The following is a 20,565-nucleotide window of genomic DNA, read 5'->3' on the forward strand; positions in this document are numbered from 1 at the left end:
CTTTATTGTTACGTTATAACATGTAAAAATACGCTCCATTGTTCTGCTTTCAGCCCAAGGAGCCCGCCATGGAGCCAGCCCAACGTTTGCCCGTCACCGTGCTGTCCGGTTTTCTCGGTGCCGGCAAGACCACGGTACTCAACCATATCCTCAATAACCGACAGAACCGCCGGGTGGCGGTGATCGTCAATGATATGAGCGAGATCAATATCGACGCCGCCCTGGTGAATCAGCAGGTCAGCCTCAACCGCGCCGAGGAAAAGCTGGTGGAGATGAGTAATGGCTGTATTTGCTGCACCCTGCGCGAGGACCTGCTGGTGGAAGTGCAGCGGCTGGCCGGGGAAGGGCGTTTTGATTACCTGGTCATCGAATCCACCGGTATTTCCGAGCCGTTGCCGGTGGCGGAGACCTTTACTTTCGAGGACGAAAGCGGCGCCAGCCTGTCCACGGTGGCGCGGCTGGACACCCTGGTAACGGTGGTGGACGGCGCCAATTTCCTGCGTGACTACCGCGAAGCCCGCTCGCTGCAACAGGTGGGGGAAAGCCTGGGAGAGGAGGATCAACGCAATGTGGCGGATTTGCTGGCGGATCAGATCGAATTCTGTGATGTGCTGCTGGTCAGCAAGACTGATCTGATCGACGAGGACGAACTCAAGCAGGTGGTCGCTTCCCTGCGGGCGCTGAATCCGGAGGCGGAGATCGTGCCGATTCGTCAGGGCCAGGTCGATCTGGACCGGGTGCTGGAGACCGGCCGCTTCGATTTCGAGCGCGCCAGTCAGGCGCCGGGCTGGCTCAAGGAGATGCGCGGCGAGCACACGCCGGAAACCGAGGAGTACGGCATTGCCAGCTTCACCTACAAGGCACGTCGGCCGTTTCACCCCAAGCGTTTTTTCGAGTTTCTCCATCGTGACTGGGAACAGGGCAAACTGCTGCGTTCCAAGGGCTTCTTCTGGCTCGCCTCGCGCCCTCAGTGGGCCGGTAGCTGGAGCCAGGCCGGCGGTATCGCCCACCACGGTCCCGCCGGGTTGTTCTGGAAGGCGGTGCCGCGAAGCCATTGGCCGGAGGATCCAGAGTACCGTGATAATATCCTCGCCAGTTGGGAAGAGCCGTTCGGCGATATGCGTCAGGAACTGGTGTTCATCGGCCAGGATCTGAGCCCCGAGCAGGCCCGCCGCGCGCTTGACGCCTGCCTGCTGGATGATGATGAGCTGCTGGCCGGGCAAGACCATTGGCGCACCCTGGAGGACCCGTTCCCCGACTGGGGTGAGCCGCCAGTGGGGTAAAAGCGGTGGGGGTTGATGTAGAATAAGCGGTTCGCATTCCGCTCTCTGGAGCCCGCATGACGGAAACCGTGGAAAAGCAATTGCGTATCGCCGAGCAGCGCTGCGCCGAACAAGGCCTGCGCCTGACGCCGCAGCGGCGTCAGGTGATGGCGTTGCTGCTGGAACAGGACGGGCCGCGCAGCGCCTATGATCTGCTGGATGCGCTGCAAAACCGGCATCATCCCGGCGCCAAGCCCCCCACCATTTATCGGGCGCTGGACTTTCTGGTGACCGCCGGACTGGCCCACCGCCTGGCGTCCACCAACCGCTACCTCGCCTGCGGTCACCTGGCCTGTGAGCACGGCCATGACGGCACCCTGTTTCTGGTCTGCGACCGTTGCGGCGCGGTGCGTGAGGCGCCGATGGACGGCCGCTTCAAGCAGGCACTGAACAACAGTCTGGCCCATCAGGATTTCGTCGTCGGCGTGCAGCCGGTGGAAATCCACGGCCATTGCCGCCAGTGCCAGGACTGATTCCCCTCCCGACCCTCTCCCGTTGAAGCCTCCGCGCGGTGCTTGAAAACGCGCGTGGATGCAGTGGTGCCAACGGTTGTGTTTAGATAAATCCAAATAACACAGCAAATCGGGAGAGACGTATGAAAACAACAATGTCAGGTCTTGGTTCGGGATGGCGCTGTTTGCTGGCCGGCTGTCTGTTGGCTTCGGCCGCGCCGCTGCTGGCGGAAACCGCCATGGAGAGATTGCAAAAGGATGCCCCCAGCAACTGGAGTAAATGGGGCGACGACGACCAGGTCGGCGCGCTGAATTACCTTGCCGACGAATCGGTGCTCACCGGACTCAAAGCCGTCAGCGAAGGGCGTGTCTTCACCCTGCAGATTCCGATGACATCCGGCAGCGGTCCGGTGTTCCCCGGACGCATCGCCACCCAACACTTCATGGCCAACGACGCGGCGGCCTACAGCGCCGGCAAGGCGGAGCCGTTGCCCGGTGGCATCAAGTACTCCGATGACGCCGCCTTCATTTACCTGCAGGGCACCACTCACGTGGACAGTCTCGCCCACGCCTGGTATGGCGAGCAGGTTTACGGCGGCAAGAGCGATCAGACCACGGTACATGGCCACGCTCACGCGGATGTGGCGCAATTGGGCAACAAAGGCATTGTCGGCCGCGCCGTCTTGCTGGATGTGGGCCGACACAAGAACAAGGACGCCCCGTATCGGCTGGCGCCGAGTAGCTGCATCGACTTGGAAGACCTCAAGGACACCGCCGAAGCGCAGAAGGTGAAGGTCAACAAGCGTGACATCCTGGTCATTCGCACCGGCTCCATCGCCCGGTTCTGGGAGGAGGAACCGGATGCCAAGTGGGAGGCCTACACCGAGCCGGGTCTGTGCTACAGCAAGGAACTGGTGAGCTGGGTGGATGAGATGGAAATTCCGATGATCGCCTCGGATAACCTGGCCATCGAGAAAGTGTCCCAGCAGATTGATGGGGAAACGGTGATCATTCCGTTGCACGGCGCTTTCATCCGCGATCTGGGCGTGGTGCTTTCGGAAATCTGGTGGCTTGATGATCTGGCGGCGGACAGTGCCGAGGATGGCAAGTACGACTTCCTGCTGGTGGCGGCGCCGCTGAAGATGGAAGGCGGCACCGGCGCGCCGGTGAACCCGGTGGCAATCAAATAGCTTGACATCCTCTCCGCCCTAAAGGGCGGAGATTTCCACTTCTGGACGGCGATGTCCCGCCGCGAGACTGAGGATATTCCGGGCGGCATTCACGTCCCGGTCGTGGAGCGCACCACACTCCACGCACTCCCAGTCTCTTACTCGCAGCCCGCTTACGCCTTGTGGCCCGCTGAGCGAGCCACAGGACGAGCAGGTGCGGCTGGGGTACGCCTCGCGAACCTCCTGGAAGACGATGCCTGCGTGATCGCACTTGTATTCCAGCATCGTCTTTAGTTGGCCCCAGCCAGCGTCCAGTACTGACTTGGCCATACGGGTCTTCGCGAGTTTCAGTGGGCTTACGTCGCCCACATAGATTTCGCCATGCTGATCAACCAGCCGACGGGAGAACTTGTGCAGTACATCCTTGCGCCGATTCTTGATTTTGGCGTGGATGGCCTTCACCCGACGCTTGTTGCGGGCGCGCTGAGCTGTGGCCAGCCTGGCTTCCAAGTCGCGGTAGAACTGACCGTTCTCCAGCTTCTCACCGTCGCTACAAGTGGCCACGTCCTTCAGTCCCAAGTCGATGCCGACGGCACCCTGTCCAGTCGAAGGCTGAACCTCTACTTCGACCACTACATTGAAGTACCAGCGGCCTCGGGTATCCTCGTTGAAGCTGCCGGAGCGGAACCTGTGCTGGCTCAACCCATAGCTGTCCCAAACCTTGAAGTAGCTGCCATTGTAGAAGACTTGCCCGTTTTTCCATTTGGCTGCCCCGGTCTTGAAAGGAACCCAGCCGAGAGAACGGCGGGTACCTCGGGACTTTCGCCAGGCAAGCCGTTGTTTCTTGAACTGTTGGCGGCGTGTCGCATACTCTCGGGAGACCTCTTGGAGCGTCTGCGAATGCAGGTTGAGGTCCTTGCTGGCCCCCTTGGTGTAGCGATCCATATCGTAGGCAGACAGAAAGACCCCGCGCTCACGGATCGACCGAGAACTCAGCTCGTTAAGGTAGTTCCAGACGAAATTCACGCTACGCGCCATACGATTGAGCCGGGTGGCGTGCTTGTCCTTCACTCGAACCTTTAGGGTCTTGGTTTGCTTCATGGTCCCGATTATACAATGTGTCGGTATCTTATTTGGTGAACAGCATGAAGGGTGTCTCCAGCTGGAGGCTTAAGCTGATGCCCTCCTGATCTGATGAAACCAGCCTACATGAAGAGCGCCCTATGGAGCCCGAGCTATTTTGCCGGAAGCGTCGGCGGCGCACCGACCAAGGCATTGCGCGGCAAGCAAAACCGTACTAGGGGCCTGCTATCCATCCCCGCGCCCAAGTACGGGCCATTCCGCGAAATATTGGTAAACTGGGGCTCCGAGCCGAGAACGGAGTCCCCATGCCCCCTGCTCAATTCTGGCGTGACCCAGCGCTGCCGTTCGTGGAGAGCCGCCGGGCCTGTCGCAGTCGTGCCTGTTATCGCGCCCACAGCCATCGCACCTGGTCCATTGGGGTGGTGGATGGCGGTCGCAGCCGCTTCACCAGCCTCGGCGTCGGCCGCGCTCTGTTGCCCGGCACCCTGATCAGTATTCCCGATGAACAGGTGCACGCCTGCAATCCGGCGACCGGCGGAGACTGGAGTTACCAGATGCTCTATCTGGATCCGCGCTGGCTTGGGCAGGTGCTGGGGGAAACGCCATCGCGACGGGTGGAAGTGAGCCGGGACCCGGTGGCCTACGCCGCTTTCTGCAAGCTGAATCGATGTCTGTTCTCGGCGGCCTCGCCGATGGTCAAGGAGCGTCACCTGACCGGCTTCCTGCGCGCTCAATGGTGGCGCGGCGAACCTCTGGAAGGGGGGCAAACCGGCGAACCCGGAGCGCTTGAGGCCGCACGCCGGGCATTGCGTGACGCCGACCAGACGATTCCGCTGGACGATCTGGCCGCTGCCAACGGCCTCAGCCGCTATCAACTGATCCGCCGCTTCCGCCGCCATCTGGGCCTGACGCCCCACGCCTATGGGCTGGACCAGCGCATAGACCGTGCCCGGGCCTTGTTGCGGGCCGGGCTGGCGCCAGCGGATGTGGCACAGACATTGGGGTTTACCGACCAGAGCCATTTTCAGCGGGCGTTCAAGGAACGGGTGGCGGCGACACCGGGGCAATACCGGCGGGTAGCCGTGGATGGCTGACCGCCGGCTCTCCTCGCAATTTTCTACAATCCCATCCATTCCCGCGCCGCTAGCATGCCCCTCCCTGTCTGTCGGGAGGCAATGCTTTGGAGCAGTTTCTTATGGTGGCCGGCGCCCATTTCCTGGCGCTGCTCAGTCCCGGTCCGGATTTCTTCTTGATTCTGCGGAGCGCCCTGGTGGAGGGCTGGCGCGGTGCCGCCGGTGTGTGTCTGGGAGTGGCCCTGGCCAACGGTGTGTTCATCACGTTGGCGCTGGCCGGTTTTGCGGTGCTAAGGCCGGGGAGCCCTTTGTTCATGGCGGTGCTGTGGGCCGGGGCCGGCTACCTGTTTTACCTCGGCGTCCGTCTTATTCGCTCCGCCGCGCCCTTGAGTCTGTCGGTGGAGGCGCAGCCCGTGGCCGATATCGGCGGCCGCCTGCACGGCTTTGCAATGGGCTTTGCCTCGGCCATCCTCAACCCCAAGAACGCCCTGTTCTATGCCAGTTTGTTTTCGCTGCTGGCGGCCAGCGGCAGCGCCCTGGCGATACAAATGGGGTATGGGCTGTGGATGGTGGCGGTGGTGCTCGGTTGGGACTTGCTGGTGGCGTGGCTGGCGGCTCAACCACGCTGGATGAAGGTGTTCGGGTGCCGGTTGGCCTGGGTGGAACGGGGTGCCGGCGCGGCCCTGATCCTGCTGGCCGCGGCAGTGGCGTGGGAAGGTTTGCGTGGCCTGGTCTGATTGGACCGCCAGGACTCAGTCGCTGTTGCTCACCAGGCCCTTCTCCTGAGCGGCGCGCAGGATCAGATCGCCGGTGCTCCGCACCGGGCGGGCGAAGGAGCGGTCATAATGGGCCTGGTTGAGGGCGTGACATTCACGGCTGATCACGTCGTAAAGCTCCCGTGGCGTGAGGCCATCGGCGCTGGGCAACGGTTGCAGCCCGTAATCCTCATATCGGAGCGGCTGCCGACCGGCGGCCTTGAGCAGCTCCGGGACCCAGCCTTCCGGTGACATTTGCCGCTGATAGCGCAGATTCTGATAGTCCAGTTGCGCCGCCAGCCGCTCGCCATCCAATACCTGGAAGTAGTTGCGCACCACCAGTGTGAGCAACTGGTCCAGACGGCGCCAGACGATACGTTTTTCGTCCTCGCTGTAGGCGTTCCAGTCCACCACCTCATGACTGAAGCGGCGGCAGCCGCGGCATACGGTGTCGCCGAAGACGGTGGAACAAACGCCAATACAGGGGGTACGGATGCGGGAAGTACTCATGGCCCCAGTGTACTCAATCCGCCGCGGTCGGGGCAGAGGCAAAGGGCGCCTTTTACGAATTCCGGGCGGTGCCTTTAACGGGAGCCGAGCGCCAGCGGGCCGTCGTCCTGTTCGGTCAGGCGGCGCTTGCTTTGCAGCAGGTTTTTCCAGTCCTGAACATAATCCGGCAGCACCGGTGAGCGCCGGTTCAGGCCGGTCATTTCCTGGAACGCCTGGGGGCTGATGGGCTTGCCGCCATACAGGTGCGCGAGGCGCAGCAGGGCGTGGGTGTGCAATTTGCGCTGCGATTCGAAACGCTGGTCGTAGTAGGTGTACTTGTCGTCCCAACCGAGAATGCGGGTGTGCACCTGGAAGCGCTGGTAAGGCCGCAGTTCGCGAATATAGGCGATCTCGGTGTTGGCGACGATGGTATGGGTGCGCGCCTTGATCATGCGATCGAGCAGACCGGTGACCACACCGTGTTCCAGGCGGCAGCGATCCATGATCTTGACGTATTTGCCGTTGTTCAGATGCAGGTTGATGTCGATGTCCAGCAAGCCGACACGGAAATCCTGGCTGACCACATCGAACAGTTCATGGGTCGGTGGCCGGCGGCGCCGCCGGGCGGCGCTGATCAACTCAAGCATGGGTGCATTCCAGAAAAGTCATGACCCCAGTATAGCCAGCTTGGCGCGCCACTGTGGAGCCCGTTCATAATCTTTAAGCCCTGCCCGGCCGAAGCGCCGGAAAAGCCGTTGAGCTCATGCGGCGCGGGCCAGATGCACACTGAACAGGGCCTCGTCGTCGAGCCAGCAGGACAGCGGCTGGAAGCCGGCGGTGACCAGCTCGCGGCTGAAGTCCTCCACGGAGAACTTGTAGGAGTTCTCGGTATGAACCCGGGTACCGGCGCTCAGGATCAGGGATTCGCCGGCGATTTGCACATGCTGGTCCCGATGGCACTGCAGATGCATTTCCACGCGCTGTTGTTGTTCGTTGTAGAAGGCCTGATGTTCGAAAGCGTCGAGATCGAAGCCGCAGTCCAGACGGCGGTTGAGATGGGCGAGGATGTTGAGATTGAACGCGGCGGTATGGCCGGCGCTGTCATTGTAGGCTTGATGCAGCCGTTCCGGGCTCTTATGCAGGTCGGCGCCGATCAACAGGAAGCCGTTATCGCCGGCCAGCTGTCGCAAGTCGGTGAGAAAGGCACGGCGGGCCACGGGTTCGAAATTGCCGATGGTGGAACCGGGGAAGAACACCAGCCGGGGCAACTCCTGATGGCCGGTGGGCACGGTAAGGGCCTGGGAATAGTCGGCGCAAACCGCCTGGAACTGGACTTGCGGGTACTGGGGCGCCAACTGCCGGGTGGCATCGAGCAGGCACTCACGGGAGATCTCCAGCGGCATGTAACCGCGCGGCTGCCACTGATCCAGCAGGATACGCGCCTTCTCGCAGCCCCCGGCGCCCGGCTCCACGATCGTCAGTTCGGTATCCAGGGTACGCGCCATGGCCCGGGCGTGCTCGCGCAGCAGACGGGTCTCGGTGCGGGTGGGGTAATACTCCGGCGTTCGGGTGATGGCGTCGAACAGGGCGGAGCCCTGCTCGTCGTAGAAATATTTCGGGTCCAGATGCGGGGTCGCCGCGTTGAGCGAGGACAATACCTCACGGGCGGCGTCCGCCGTCGGCGGATACAAATCCAGAAAGGTCAGATTAGGGAGCAGTTGCCGGGGTTGCATCGCACGCCTCCATGCTTTGGGCCAGCCGCACGCCGCTGAACTGCCAGCGCAAATGAGGATAGAAAAAGTTACGGTAACTGGCACGCAAATGATCGCGACTGCTGGCACAGGAACCGCCACGCAGGACCATCTGATTGCACATGAATTTGCCGTTGTACTCGCCCACCGCCCCGGACGCCGGTTGAAAGCCGGGGTAGGGCAGATAGGCGCTGGCGGTCCACTCCCAGACGTCGCCGAACAGCTGCCGTGGTCCCTCTCCGGGAGTGGCGATGGCGGGGTGATAGCCGCGGTTTTCCACGAAACCGCCAGTCACTGGCCGGGACGCCGCCGCGTGTTCCCATTCCACTTCCGTGGGGAGCCGCTTGCCGCACCAGCGGGCGAAGGCGTCCGCCTCGTAGTAATTCAGATGGGTAACCGGTTCCGCCAGATTCAAAGGGCGCCGGCCGGCCAGGGTGTAGTGTTCGGCCAGCCCGTCGTTCAGAAACCAATACAGCGGCGCCGTTACCTGCTGCTGGCTGCGCCAGGCCCAGCCGTCGGAGAGCCACAGCTCCGGCCGCTGGTAGCCGCCGTCCTCGATGAACGCCAGGTATTCGCCGCAGGTGGCCGGACGGCTGGCGAGAGCGAACGGTTCCAGCCATTGCCGGTGGCGCGGGGTTTCGTTGTCGAAATAAAACGATCCCGGGGGCGAAGAGGTGTCGCCAGCACCGATTGTCACCAGCCCACCGGAATACTCCAGCCAACTTAACGCGGGCGCGCTGCCTGCCTGATCCTCGCGGGGCTGATATTGAGGGTACAGCGGATTGTGAGAGAAATTGAACTTGAGATCGGTGAGCAGCAACTCCTGATGTTGTTGCTCGTGCTCGATACCCAGCCTCACCAGGGCAACCAGTTCCGGGGTGACCGAGCGGCTCAGCAAGTCCGCCAGAGCCTCGTCCACATGCCGGCGCCAGGCCAGCACGGTGGCGGTGTCCGGGCGCGACAGCAAGTGCCGCTGAGGTCGCGGATATTGTTCGCCGACACCGTTGTAATAACTGTTGAAAAGGTATTCGAACCGGGGGTCAAGAGGGCGGTAACCGGGAACATGGGGCTTGAGAATGAATGTCTCGAAAAACCAGGTGGTGTGTGCCAGGTGCCAGCGCGGCGGGCTGACTTCCGGACAGGCCTGCAGACCCATATCCTCCGGCGTCAAAGGCGCGCACAGCGCTTCGCTGAAAGCACGATTGGCCAACAACGTTGAGGCCAGGTCGTCCTCCCGGAGCCTGGCTTGGGGATAGCTCATAAGCGCTGCCCTCGTATGGCGAGCGGGTGAAATGAACCGACCCGTACAAGAATGCGTATGTTGACCCGCGGACGCAAGACTGCGGCCCTGTCCCGAGCTGGGTATACTCCCTGTTTCTGAAATCGAGGAGGATGTATGGATATCAAAAACAAAGTGGCGGTGGTGACCGGTGGCGCGTCCGGCCTGGGCCGGGCCACGGTGGAAGCGCTGGCCGCGCGTGGCGCCAAGGTGATGATTCTGGATCGTGACGCCCAGCGGGGAGAAGAAGCCGCCGCCGCTATCGGTGCGTCCGTGGCCTTCACGCAGACCGATGTCACCGATGAAGCCTCGGTACAGGCGGCCATCGATGCCACCCGGGATGCCTTCGGCGCGATTCATCTCTGCGTCAACTGCGCCGGTGTCGGCTCCGCCATGAAAACCGTGGGGCGGGACAACAAGCCTCACGACCTGGGTGTGTTCAACACCGTGGTACAGATCAACCTGATCGGCACCTTCAATGTGACCCGCCTGGCTGCCGCGGTGATGGCGGAAAACGAGCCGGGTGAGGACAACGAACGGGGGCTGATCGTCAACACTGCATCCGTGGCCGCCTTTGATGGCCAGGTGGGGCAGGTGGCTTACTCCGCCACCAAGGGCGCGGTGGTCGGCATGACCCTGCCCATCGCCCGTGATCTGGCGTCCCTGGGCATCCGCTGCAACACCATCGCGCCGGGTATTTTCAATACGCCGCTGATGAACGCCGCGCCGGACAAGGTGAAAATGCCGCTGATCGAAATGACCCAGTTCCCGAAACGCCTGGGCCACCCGGAAGAATACGCCGCCATGGTTTGCCATATGGCGGAGAACCGCTTTCTCAACGGCGAAACCATCCGTCTGGATGGCGGCATCCGCATGCAGCCTCGGTAAAGGAGCGCAGCAAGCACGCGGCACGCCTGCACGCTTGCACGCAGAAGGAGGCGGCCTGGCTGGCCGCACTCTTGATCCGGAAAAGCATTGACAGGAGAGGTTGGTCTGGCAGTGTTTTTGTCAGCGTGTCAGCGTGTCAGCGTGTTCCTGCGCCTTGTGCCAGGCGGTCCAGGCGGCGATCAGATGGCATACCCAGCCGAACAGGCCGCCGCTGCCGATCCATAGCCCTGGCGTCACGATCAGCCAGAACAGCGCTCGCCAGATATGGCCGTTATAGAGCTGACCGGCGCCGGGGATGACAAAACTCAGCAGTGCGGCAAGGGTGCTCGGTTTCATGAGCCCAGCCGGTAGCAGGGTTGATAGTGGCTGCCGGGCAGTTTCATGCGCTGTTGCTCGACGAACGCCTTCAACAAGGTATCGAGATGGGTCATCAGGCCCGCCTCCGCGTGCAGCTCATAGGGGCCGCGTTCCTCGATGGCACGAATGCCCGCTTCCTTCACATTCCCCGCCACGATGCCGGAGAACGCCCGGCGCAGGTTGGCGGCCAGCTCGTGCACCGGCAGAGAGGTGCTCAAGCGCAACTCCGCCATGGCTTCGTGGCTGGGCTCGAACGGTTGCTGGAATTCCAGCGGCACGGTGAGTCGCCAATTGAAGTAAAAGGCATCGTCGTTTTCACGGCGAAACTGGGTCAGTTCCCGCACGCCCTCGCGCACCGCCAGCGCCACCGCTTCCGGGTCGTCGATGATGATGCGATAGCGGCCGGCCGCTTGTTCGCCCAGGGCGTAGCGGATGAACTGATCCACCTTGTGGAAGTAATCGGCGCTGTCCGCCGGCCCGGTGAAGATCACGGGAACCGGAAGATGCTGGTTGGCCGGATGCAGCAGGACACCGAGCAGATAAAGAATCTCCTCGGTGGTGCCGACACCGCCGGGGAAAACGATGATGGCGTGGGCGACCCGCACGAACGCCTCCAGACGTTTCTCGATGTCCGGCATGATCACCAGTTCATTGACGATGGGGTTGGGCGCTTCGGCGGCGATGATGCCGGGCTCGGAAATCCCCAGATAGCGGCCATTACGACGGCGCTGTTTGGCGTGGGCCACATGGGCACCCTTCATCGGGCCTTTCATGGCGCCAGGGCCGCAACCGGTGCAGATGTCCAGATGGCGCAGCCCCAATTGATACCCCACGCTCTTGCTGTAGTCGTACTCTTCCCGGGAGATCGAATGGCCGCCCCAGCACACCACCAGATTGGGGGTTTCGCCAGCGTGCAGTATTCCGGCGTTGCGCAGAATATGAAACACCGCATTGCTGATGCCGTCGGTGCTGTTCAGATCAAAGCGGCCGCCGGTGTGAATCTCATTGGCCACATAGACAATGTCACGCAGTACCGCCGAGAGATGCTCCCGGATACCGCGGATCATGCGACCGTCGACGAAAGCACCGGCTGGCGCGTTGTCCAGCTTGAGCATCAGACCGCGGTCTTCCTGCATCACCTGGATATCGAAATCCGCGTAGGTTTCCAGCACCTGGCGGCTGTCGTCGGTGGGAGTGCCGGCGTTGAGCACCGCCAGAGCGCAGCGGCGCAGCAGATCATGCAGCCCTCGTGACGAGGTATCGCGCAGACGTTCCACCTCCTGCTGGCTGAGCACTTCCAGGCTGCCTTCCGGGGCGACGATAGTGGACACTGTGGCCGGCCGCGTGGCGGTGGGCGCGTTAATGACGGTCATTCAGGGCGGTTCCTTGCTCCAGGGGTTCAGACCTCTAATCTGAGGGCTGGTGATGGGGGAATCAAGCTCCCACGGCGGTTCTGCCGTGGTGTTTCACTGCCGCTTTTCCCGCAGCGCCCGTTCCCGCTCCTCCGGGAACAGGTCCGGTTGTTGTGGAGACTTCAGGTCGCGCAGACGGGCGCCGATGCCGAGCAGGCGCACCGGGGCCGAATGTCTCTCCCACAGTTGCCGCAGCAAGTGCTCGAACACGGCTTTGTCCAGGGTGGTTTCGCTCTGGTCGGCGCTGACGATGCGGAAGTCGTTGTAACGCACTTTCACCGTCAGGCCCTGGACCAGATAGTGGCTGTCGAGACGGTCCAGGCGCTGCTCCAGACGGGGCATCAGTGCCTCCAGTTCCCGCAGCCAGTCGCTGAAATGAGTCAGGTCCTGGTGGTAGGTCTCCTCCACGCTGACCGATTTGCGCCGCCGGCTGGTCTGCACCGGCCGGTCATCCTCGCCCCGGCACAGGTGGTACAGACGCTCGCCGAAGCTGCCAAACTGTTGAGCCAGTTCCAGCCGGCTCAATGGCTGCAGATCGGCGCAGGTGCGGATGCCCTGCAGCGCCATTTTCTCCGCGGTGACCCGGCCGACGCCGAAGATGCGGGTGACCGGCAACGCGGCCACGAACGCGGAGACCTGATCCGGCGCGATCACGAACAGGCCGTCCGGTTTGCGCCAATCGCTGGCCACCTTGGCGAGAAACTTGTTCGGCGCCACGCCGGCGGACACGGTGATGCCGACGTTGTCGCGTACCCGCTGGCGGATGGCCTCGGCGATACGCGTGGCGCTGTTGCTGTGCAGCGGGCTCTCGCTCACGTCCAGAAAGGCTTCGTCCAGGGACAGCGGCTCGATAATCGGAGTAAAGGTTCGAAAAATGTCCTGAATCTGCGTGGAGACCCGGCGGTATTTATCGAAGTCAGGGCGCAGTATGACCAGCTCCGGACACAAACGCAGAGCCTGGGCGGAGGACATCGCCGAGCGCACGCCGAAGTCCCGGGCCGGATAATTGCATGTGGCGATAACACCCCGACGCTGAGGATCGCCGCCCACCGCCACCGGCCGGCCGCGCAGGCGCGGCTCGTCGCGGACTTCCACCGCGGCGTAGAAGCAGTCGCAATCCACGTGGATGATTTTGCGGCTCATGGCGCTTCCGGGGGCAGGAATGGGCGGACCGCGACGCGCGGGCGGCCCTGGATGTGATACATTTCGTCGCGGTGCCGGTGGCGGGTTGCACGGGCATCCTCGACGGCGGGGCCGCCGTCGCACCTGTTCCGGGGAGCCGGCCGCGCATGACGGCTTTTCATACACCGATTGTAGCATCGCATTCATGATCACGGGATCACGTCAAGCCAAAGTACTGATCGTCGGCGCCGGCCCCACCGGCCTGGCCCTGGGCGTCAATTTGCTGCGCGGCGGTATTCCCTGCCGCATCATTGACCGCCTGCCGCAACGCCGGCCCTGGTCCAGGGCGCTGGGTCTGCACGCCCGCACCCTGGAATTCCTCGATGCCATGGGGGTGCTGCAAACCTTGCGTGGACGCAGCCGTCCAATTCGGGCAGTGAATCTCCATGGCGAGAAGGGGCCTCTGCTGCATCTGGATTTCACCTCCCTGGACACGCCGGAGCCGGCCCTGCTCAGTTGCCCGCAGTCACAGGTGGAAGCGGTGCTGGAGGAACGTTACCGCAGCCTTGGTGGGGAACTGTGGCGCGACGCCGAACTGCTCGACTGCTCACAGGATGGCGCCGGGGTGCGGGCCCGGGTCCGTATTGGAGAACAAGTCACCGAAGTGGGAGCGGAGATCCTGGTGGGGGCGGACGGCGCGCATTCCCGGGTGCGGGAATTGCTCGGTCTGCCCTTCGAAGGCATGGATTACGAGGAGACCTTTCTGCTGGCGGACCTGGATGTGGAACTGGATCTGCCGGAGGATCAGAGCCACGGCTTCCTGCTCCCCGGCGGTGCCCTGATGGCGATTCCGCTGCCGTCCGGCTGGCGTTTGATCACCGTGCTGGAAGAGGATGCGGAACCGGGGCCGGCGGACGCGGAACGGGATTTGGCGCTGTTGAGCGAACGCCTCTCCCAGGTGCTGGAACCGGTGCCTGAACTACCGGAACCGATTTGGTTGACGCGCTTTTCGGTGCACCGCCGGTTGGTCAGCCATTATCGACGCAATCGTATTTTCCTCGCCGGCGACGCCTGCCATATCCAGAGTCCGATGGGCGCCCAGGGTATGAACACCGGGATTGCCGACGCCGTGAATCTGGCCTGGAAACTGGTGCTGTTCCTGCGTGGTTACGGTGGTGGCGCCTTGCTCGACAGCTACCAGCAGGAGCGCCGGCCGGTGGCGGTGGAGATGCTGCGTGAAGTGAATCTGTTGTCCCGGACCTCGACGTTACGGCGGCCATTTCTGCGTGGCGCCCGGGATTCGTTATTGAAGCTGACCGGCCAGCGCGCGCCCGCGGAAAACAAGGTAATGCGTCGGGCCAGCCAACTGGACATCCACTATCGCGCCTCGCCGCTGGTGGATGCCGGTCCGGACGCGGATCTGGGATGGCGGCATCAGGGGCCGCTGCCCGGCGACCGGGTGCCGGATGTTGCCCTGGTGTCGCTGCACGATGGCGGGCCCCGACATTTGCACGGCCTGCTGCGCCAGCCGGTCCATCACCTGTTGTTGCAACTGGGCGAGGCCCCGGATCATCCCACCCGGGTTATCCTGCATGCGCTGCTTTCCAGGGTGCCGGACGAATACCTCAATGAGCTGCGCATCACCCTGATCCTCAATGAGCCGCCGGAAGGGGCCGCGCCGGACATGGCGCCGGGGCGGGCTCATCTGTGGCACGACAAGGATGGTGATTTCGCCGAACACTTCGGTAATGGCAGCCGTTTGTGGCTGATGCGCCCGGACGGCCACCTGGCTTACCGGGCGCCGTTGTCCGACGCGGACTTCCTGCTGGCTTACCTGGAGCGGTTGTTCCGGCGCGGCGGCTGAGCACGCAGCGCCAGCCCCGCCAGTGCGAACAGCCACCCGACTCCGAATGACCCGCCACCCCCCGAACCGCCGCCGCCACTGTCGCTGGCGGCCTTGACGCCGGAATAGGCCACGGTTAGCTCGTGCTGGTTATTATCCCGGGGAAAGTCCCCGCCATTCTGGTCGGCCGCGGCCAGTGTCAGCGTGCCGGTCTGCGGCGTTCCGCTGGTGAGAGTCAGGGTGAAATCGACACTGGCACCGCTGGCCATGGGCCCTATCCAACACAACGTATCGCACTGGACGGTATCGTCACCGCTGGCGGTGGTGCCGGCGGGCAGGGTCAGCTCCACGGTGGCATCGCTGGCGGCGTTCACCGTGGAGAGATTGCTGACCCGCACCGCGATGGTGGCGATGCCCTGGCCATTGCTGTCCAGATCAGCGGATGTCTGCTCGGCGCTCACGGTGAGGTCCGGCCGGTTGGAGAAGACCACCGTGACCGGGGCCTGATTGTTCTTGATCCGGTATTCATCCTCGTCGCTGCTCACCGACAGGGCCAGGGTGGCGTCGGCTTCGGTGACGCCGTTGTGGCTGACTTGCACCTGGCCGCTGCTGTCGCTGCCGGCGGTCAGCGACGACAGGGTGCACTGGTCATCGCCCGCCAATGGGCCGCCGTTGTTGTCACAGTCGCTCCACTGCAAAGAAGCGTCGATGCCGGTATCGGCGTCAGCCCGGATCATCACGTTGCGGGCGCTGTTTTGCAGGCTGCCGTTGATGACCGTGGCAGGGACCGTGGTCTGCCCACCCAGAGAGCCATAGTAGCGTTCGCGCCCACTCTCGATCGTTACGTCCACCAGGGGGGCGTTCTCTTCCACGAAGTCCACCATGTTCAGCACCCGGTTGAACACGGTGGGGCGGCCGGCCTGGCAATTATCGGCGGAGCCGAAGCTGGTCAGACCGACGATATAAGGCGCCGGATCGTCGCCCAGAATCAGCGGGCCGCCGGAGTCGCCCAGACAGGTGTTCTCGGTTTCGTTGTCTTGCGGGTTCAGCTCGGCGGCGCAGATGACGCTGCTTTGAACCGGCGTCAGGAAGCCGTTCCAACTTTGATTGCAGGTGGAAAACGGCACATGGTCCAGAGCCACCTGCTGCAGAGTAGGGGAGACTGTCTGGTTGTTCGGATCGGTAGTGGTCGCGCCCCAGCCGATGGCGGTGAGCGCTTCATCGCGACCAGTGGCATCACGAGCAAGCAGTTCTTCGAAATGGGCGTCGTCCACCAGGCTGGGCAGAGTCGAGACGTCGATGGCCGTGCTCAAGTGAATCAGGGCAATATCGTTGCCGAGGGGATTGGTGGTGTTGTTGTAGTCAGGATGAAGATAATGGGCGCCGGCTGCGCGAGTTGGATTGGTGCCGTTGAGACCGCTGCCGATATGCACGGTGATCGCGCTGGTGTTGATTTGTTGGCCGTTTTCATCGAAGAAACAATGCGCGGCGGTCAGCACCTGATCGGGACTGAGTAAGGAACCGGAACAGTAACCTCTGCTACCTCCACCGAAGTCGATTTCCACCAGCGCCGCCCAGGGCCAGTCGCCGGTAGCGTCCTCGCCGCCGACGATATAGGTCTGGAAATCATCCGCCAGAACAGGTGCGGACAGGGCAAGCATGAAAAGGGTAAGGCGGTGGACCATGACGTTTCCCCTGTTGTCGACATGGGGTTGGCCGGGCCTCCCTTCCCGGGGTTCCTGAGTCTTTTTAATCCAGCGGCGGCGCGTACACCAGCCAGTGAGTGTCATCATCCCGGCTGCGGGGCAGGGCCTGCTGCAAATGATGCAGCACCTGTTCCAAAGCCAGGTTGGAGCTGTTCAGGGTCAGCACGGCGGCGCGCAGATCCGGCACCCGCTGGCGCAGATGTTCGATCACCTGGCTGGCTTCCGCGCCGCCGGTGCAGGGCAACAGCAGAGCCAGCTGATGTTCATCGTTGCGGGCCACCACGTCGCTGCGGCGCAGCCTTTGGATGATGACGTCCGCCAGGCCATTGAGGTCGTCGTGTTGCAGTAACACTACCGTCAGCGGCGAGGACAGGCGATCGTGCAGGGGAATCATCCAACCGGCGGTGCTGACCAGGGCGGCGCGGCTGATGAAACCGGTTTGCGGATCGTTCCAGGCCGCTTCCAGGGCGGACCGGCCCAGCACCTGATTGCGCCAGATCATCAGCCCGAAATAGATCATGCACACGGTCAGCGCGGCGAGCAGGAACAGGCTGGCGGAGGCCGGTTGCGTGGCGCCTTCCGGCAGATAAGCCATGCGGATCGGCAACACGATGGCCAAGACCACTTCGGCGGCCAGCAGCATCACCAGGAAACGCTTCAGACCGTACAGCAGGCCGTTACTGAGCACCGCCAGGAACAGCAGTGCCATGGTCGGCGGTGGTTCTCCGCCGTCCAGCAGCATCACCACGCCGAGCACCACCATGTCCAGGGTCGAGGCGAGAATGACCGCGTAATCGGCACGGCTGATCAGCAGCAGTAACTGCAGCCCCAAATAAGCCCCGGCGATCAGCCAAGGGGTGCTTTCCGGCACCGTGACGAAGAACTGGGGGGTGTGATGGAAGTAAATCACCGCCAGCACGGCGAACAGGGCCCGGGCCAGGTACTGCAGAATGATGGCGCCCTGTTCGGAGGACACGCGGTTGGTCGAGTTCATTGAGGTTCCGTGGATAACCAGATGCGCCTATGTTGCGGTAGCTGGCCCGGGGAATAAAGACTTGCAATGGGCGTAATGTTGTAAAAAGGTATTTTGCGGGGCCTTTCTTGCCACGGACCATTGTTGCCACGGACCATAGTTCTATTGCCTGTTCCCCCGTTCCCGGTAGCATGAAGGATCTCTATTAACGGAGAGACGTATTGATGGAACAGGATCAGCACGCGCCGTTGCGCGAAGATGTTCGTTGGCTGGGGGAATTGCTTGGCCACACGTTGCGTGAGCAGGTGGGAGAGAACCTGTATGAAACGGTGGAGAGGATCCGTCTGGCGGCGGTGGAGACCCGCTCCAACGATGAAATGTCGGTGGCGCGTCTGCGGGCTCTGCTCGATCCCCTGGAGGATGATGCCCTGCTGGAAGTGGCACGGGCGTTCAGCCAGTTCCTGAACCTGGCCAACATCGCCGAGCAACATCATCGCGAGCGTCTGCACCGTCAGCATCAGCGCTATCCCGGCGACCCGGACAGCGATCAGGGTTTGCGCAATGTGCTGGAGCGGTTGTCCGCCAGGCAGGTGTCGGCGCAAACCGTGCGCGACACCCTGACGGACCTGTCAGTGGAACTGGTGCTCACCGCTCATCCCACCGAGGTGACTCGGCGCACGTTGATTCGCAAGTACGACCAGATGGCGGACCTGCTCACCGAATCGGATCGCCCGGATCTCACCGGGGAAGAGCGGCAGCGGCTGGAACAGCGTTTGCGTGAGCTGATTATTTCCGCCTGGAGCACCGACGAAATTCGTCGCGAGAGACCGACGCCGGTGGACGAAGCCAAATGGGGTTTCGCCACCATCGAACAAAGCCTGTGGCGGGCAGTGCCGGACTTCATGCGACAGCTCGATGAGGAATTGCAACGGGCTGGTCTGCCATCACCGCCAGCGGACTGGGTGCCGGTCCGTCTGGCTTCCTGGATGGGCGGCGATCGTGATGGCAATCCCAACGTCACCGCCTTGGTCACCCGCGAGGTATTGTTGCTGGCGCGCTGGATGGCGGCGGACCTGTATTTGCGTGATGTGGAAAATTTGCTGGCGGACCTGTCCATGCATCGGGCCAGCGACGAACTGCTGGCTCGCACCGGGCCCAGCCATGAACCCTACCGCGTAGTGCTGCGTGATGTGCGTGACCGTCTCAAGGTCACACGGCGCCGCATGGAAGCGCTGGTGGAAGAACGGCCGGTGCCGGATGGCGAGGGCTTTCTCAACGGGGCCCAGTTGCGTGACGAATTACGCTTGCTGGACCGTTCCCTGCGCGCCGTCGGGCTTGAGTCCATCGCCAACGGCCAGCTCAAGGACACCCTGCGCCGCCTGAGTTGCTTTGGCATCACGTTATTGTGTCTGGACGTGCGTCAGGAGTCTGGCCGGCACGCCGACACCATCGATGCCATCACCCGCTACCTGGAACTGGGCTCCTATCTGGAATGGGATGAAGCTGAGCGGCAACGTTTTCTGCTGACCGAGCTGGAGAATCGCCGACCATTGGTGGATGAGTTGTTTTACCGGAGCGAGTTGTGTGACCCGCAGGTACGTGAGGTGCTGGACACTTGCAAGGTGATCGCTGAACAAGGACCGGAAGGGTTGGGCGCCTATGTCATCTCCATGGCGCGCGCGCCCTCGGATGTGCTGGCGGTGATGCTGCTGCAGAAGATCGCCGGAGTGACCCGGCCGATGCGCGTGGTGCCGTTATTCGAGACCCTGGACGATCTGGATAACGCCGGGGAGACCATGTCCGCGCTGTTGTCGATTCCGTTTTATCGGGAGCGGGTCAAGGGTGGCCAGGAAGTGATGATTGGCTATTCCGATTCCGCCAAGGACGCCGGTTTCCTCGGTGCCGCCTGGGCCCAGTTCCGCGCTCAGGAAAAACTCACCGCACTGTTCCGCGAGCACGGCATGCCGCTGACATTATTCCATGGCCGTGGCGGTTCCATTTCCCGTGGCGGCTCGCCCACGCGCATGGCGCTGCTGTCCCAGCCGTCCGGTTCGGTGGCCGGGCGCATCCGCGTCACCGAGCAGGGTGAAGTGATTCGCTTCAAATATGGCCGCCCGTCGGTGGCCGCGTTCAATCTGGAGCAGTATGTCGCCGCGACCCTGGAAGCGACGCTGTTGCCGCCTCGCGAGCCGCAGCCACAATGGCGTGAGCAAATGGAGAAGCTCACCCGGGTATCGGTGGAAGGCTACCGTCAGGTGGTGCGCGATGATCCGGCGCTGGTGCGTTATCTGCGCACGGTGACGCCGGAAACCGAGCTCAGTCGTCTGGCCCTGGGCAGCCGCCCGGCGCGGCGTAAAAGCGACGGCGGTATTGAATCCCTGCGCGCTATTCCCTGGGTGTTCGCATGGACACAGATCCGTCTGATGCTGCCGGCCTGGCTGGGCACCGGTGCCGCCCTGGAAGCCGCCCTGGAAGATCAGTCCGACATCGACCGGATACGGGAAATGGCCAGCCACTGGCCGTTTTTCCAGGGCGTGGTGGACATGTTGGAAATGGTGCTGGCGAAAGCGGATTCGCGGGTGGCCGCCTGGTACGAGGAGCGGCTCACCGATGACGCCGACCTGATGCGGCTGGGCGATTCCCTGCGCCAGCGTCTGGCCGGTACCGTGGAGGCCCTGGGCCGTCTGACCGGCCGTGGTGATCTGCTCGATAACAACCCGGTCATGCGTTGGTCGATCCGCGTGCGAGATCCCTACACCGATCCGCTGCACTTGTTGCAGGCGGAACTGATGGCCCGTCTGCGTGACCGCGATTCCGACAAAGTGCTGGAAAGCGCCTTGATGGTGACCATCGCCGGCATCGCCGCCGGCCTGCGCAACACTGGCTGAGTG

General features: G+C 62.9%; 18 protein-coding genes. 8 read left to right on the forward strand and 10 right to left on the reverse strand.

The window, feature by feature from the left end:
* Positions 1–68: 68 nt before the first annotated feature.
* The 3 genes from zigA to MA04_RS03630 all read left to right on the forward strand — a co-directional run bounded on the left by zigA (position 69) and on the right by MA04_RS03630 (position 2,964).
* On the forward strand, positions 69–1,283 hold the full coding sequence (gene zigA, locus MA04_RS03620) for a zinc metallochaperone GTPase ZigA (RefSeq protein WP_262459485.1): 1,215 nt from the start codon (positions 69–71) through the stop codon (positions 1,281–1,283).
* Between the two features lie 56 nt (positions 1,284–1,339).
* Complete coding sequence (locus MA04_RS03625) at positions 1,340–1,795, forward strand: transcriptional repressor (RefSeq protein ID WP_262459486.1); 456 nt, start codon at positions 1,340–1,342, stop codon at positions 1,793–1,795.
* A gap of 122 nt (positions 1,796–1,917) precedes the next feature.
* Entirely contained in the window at positions 1,918–2,964 is a 1,047-nt protein-coding gene (locus tag MA04_RS03630; protein WP_262459487.1) for a cyclase family protein, read from the forward strand.
* Between the two features lie 18 nt (positions 2,965–2,982).
* On the opposite strand, the gene MA04_RS03635 is transcribed toward MA04_RS03630, so the two are convergent.
* On the reverse strand, positions 2,983–4,044 hold the full coding sequence (locus MA04_RS03635) for an RNA-guided endonuclease InsQ/TnpB family protein (RefSeq protein WP_262459488.1): 1,062 nt from the start codon (positions 4,042–4,044) through the stop codon (positions 2,983–2,985).
* A 287-nt stretch (positions 4,045–4,331) separates the two neighbouring features.
* Here MA04_RS03635 and MA04_RS03645 point away from each other — a divergent pair, with 287 nt between their 5' ends.
* Both MA04_RS03645 and MA04_RS03650 read left to right on the forward strand, forming a co-directional pair.
* A complete protein-coding gene (locus MA04_RS03645) occupies positions 4,332–5,120 on the forward strand; it encodes an AraC family transcriptional regulator (protein WP_262459489.1) in 789 nt (262 codons plus the stop codon).
* A gap of 86 nt (positions 5,121–5,206) precedes the next feature.
* On the forward strand, positions 5,207–5,836 hold the full coding sequence (locus MA04_RS03650; protein ID WP_240342813.1) for a LysE family translocator: 630 nt from the start codon (positions 5,207–5,209) through the stop codon (positions 5,834–5,836).
* Between the two features lie 15 nt (positions 5,837–5,851).
* On the opposite strand, the gene MA04_RS03655 is transcribed toward MA04_RS03650, so the two are convergent.
* The 4 genes from MA04_RS03655 to egtB form a co-directional block, all read right to left on the reverse strand.
* Positions 5,852–6,364, reverse strand: a complete 513-nt coding sequence (locus MA04_RS03655) for a DUF1289 domain-containing protein (protein ID WP_163127154.1) — start codon at positions 6,362–6,364, stop codon at positions 5,852–5,854.
* 74 nt (positions 6,365–6,438) lie between these two features.
* Positions 6,439–6,990, reverse strand: a complete 552-nt coding sequence (locus tag MA04_RS03660; protein WP_163127155.1) for a thioesterase family protein — start codon at positions 6,988–6,990, stop codon at positions 6,439–6,441.
* 114 nt (positions 6,991–7,104) lie between these two features.
* Positions 7,105–8,076: an L-histidine N(alpha)-methyltransferase gene (egtD, locus tag MA04_RS03665; RefSeq protein ID WP_163127156.1), complete on the reverse strand. Its 972-nt coding sequence runs from the start codon at positions 8,074–8,076 to the stop codon at positions 7,105–7,107.
* Positions 8,051–9,355: an ergothioneine biosynthesis protein EgtB gene (egtB, locus tag MA04_RS03670; protein WP_262459491.1), complete on the reverse strand. Its 1,305-nt coding sequence runs from the start codon at positions 9,353–9,355 to the stop codon at positions 8,051–8,053. The genes egtD and egtB overlap by 26 nt, the downstream gene beginning before the upstream one ends.
* A 135-nt stretch (positions 9,356–9,490) precedes the next feature.
* Between egtB and MA04_RS03675 the strand changes: the two genes are divergently transcribed.
* Positions 9,491–10,261: a 3-hydroxyacyl-CoA dehydrogenase gene (locus MA04_RS03675; protein WP_022995588.1), complete on the forward strand. Its 771-nt coding sequence runs from the start codon at positions 9,491–9,493 to the stop codon at positions 10,259–10,261.
* Positions 10,262–10,381: 120 nt separating this feature from the next.
* On the opposite strand, the gene MA04_RS03680 is transcribed toward MA04_RS03675, so the two are convergent.
* The 3 genes from MA04_RS03680 to dinB all read right to left on the reverse strand — a co-directional run bounded on the left by MA04_RS03680 (position 10,382) and on the right by dinB (position 13,173).
* Positions 10,382–10,597: a DUF5683 domain-containing protein gene (locus tag MA04_RS03680; protein ID WP_014995672.1), complete on the reverse strand. Its 216-nt coding sequence runs from the start codon at positions 10,595–10,597 to the stop codon at positions 10,382–10,384.
* Positions 10,594–11,991, reverse strand: a complete 1,398-nt coding sequence (ppnN, locus tag MA04_RS03685) for a nucleotide 5'-monophosphate nucleosidase PpnN (RefSeq protein WP_316252571.1) — start codon at positions 11,989–11,991, stop codon at positions 10,594–10,596. Before ppnN ends, MA04_RS03680 begins: the two co-directional genes overlap by 4 nt.
* Before the next feature lie 93 nt (positions 11,992–12,084).
* Positions 12,085–13,173: a DNA polymerase IV gene (gene dinB / locus MA04_RS03690; RefSeq protein WP_262459494.1), complete on the reverse strand. Its 1,089-nt coding sequence runs from the start codon at positions 13,171–13,173 to the stop codon at positions 12,085–12,087.
* Between the two features lie 184 nt (positions 13,174–13,357).
* Between dinB and MA04_RS03695 the strand changes: the two genes are divergently transcribed.
* A complete protein-coding gene (locus tag MA04_RS03695; protein ID WP_163127160.1) occupies positions 13,358–15,016 on the forward strand; it encodes an FAD-dependent monooxygenase in 1,659 nt (552 codons plus the stop codon).
* Here MA04_RS03695 and MA04_RS03700 read toward each other — a convergent pair.
* Together MA04_RS03700 and MA04_RS03705 are read right to left on the reverse strand one after the other, a co-directional pair.
* Positions 14,983–16,680 (reverse strand): serine protease, encoded by a 1,698-nt coding sequence (locus tag MA04_RS03700; RefSeq protein ID WP_262459496.1) that lies wholly within the window; start codon positions 16,678–16,680, stop codon positions 14,983–14,985. The genes MA04_RS03695 and MA04_RS03700 overlap by 34 nt on opposite strands.
* A 64-nt stretch (positions 16,681–16,744) precedes the next feature.
* Positions 16,745–17,695 carry a GGDEF domain-containing protein gene (locus MA04_RS03705; protein ID WP_163127162.1) on the reverse strand — a complete coding sequence of 317 codons (951 nt, stop codon included), beginning with the start codon at positions 17,693–17,695 and terminating at the stop codon, positions 16,745–16,747.
* 203 nt (positions 17,696–17,898) lie between these two features.
* Here MA04_RS03705 and ppc point away from each other — a divergent pair, with 203 nt between their 5' ends.
* Positions 17,899–20,562, forward strand: coding sequence for a phosphoenolpyruvate carboxylase (ppc, locus tag MA04_RS03710; protein ID WP_262459497.1), 2,664 nt, complete (start codon positions 17,899–17,901; stop codon positions 20,560–20,562).
* Positions 20,563–20,565 lie beyond the last annotated feature (3 nt).

Origin of the sequence: Alloalcanivorax balearicus MACL04, from assembly GCF_025532145.1 — a bacterium.
In the GTDB taxonomy this organism is placed as follows: Bacteria; Pseudomonadota; Gammaproteobacteria; order Pseudomonadales; family Alcanivoracaceae; genus Alloalcanivorax; species Alloalcanivorax balearicus.